The sequence below is a fragment of the Psychrobacter sp. AOP3-A1-26 genome (genome assembly GCF_052378235.1).
In the GTDB taxonomy this organism is placed as follows: domain Bacteria; phylum Pseudomonadota; class Gammaproteobacteria; order Pseudomonadales; family Moraxellaceae; genus Psychrobacter.
The window spans coordinates 1-215 of record NZ_JBQSXN010000240.1 but is presented as its reverse complement, the minus strand read 5'-3'; the positions used below and the strand labels follow the sequence as shown (position 1 = coordinate 215).

1 protein-coding gene is annotated in these 215 nt (G+C 38.1%); it reads left to right on the top strand.

Going from position 1 to position 215, the window contains the following annotated elements; translation table 11 throughout:
* Positions 1 to 215: IS1 family transposase (locus ACT3TU_RS14455; protein WP_444784555.1), on the top strand; the 215-nt coding region annotated here is incomplete at both ends.

Genomic DNA, 215 nt, shown 5'->3' with positions numbered 1-215 from the left:
TGCGGTGTTAGAGATATTGCTATTATAGCCTCAGTTAGTATTGGTAAAGTGCTTAGTACTATAGGCTCATCTGTTTATAAGATTACGCCTAAGAAGCGCTACTATGAACGCTTAGAGGTTGATGAATTCTGGACTTACGTGTATCGCAAAAAGCGTAAAGTTTGGCTTATTTATGCTTATGATCGTGCTACTAATGAGATTGTCGCTCATGTTTG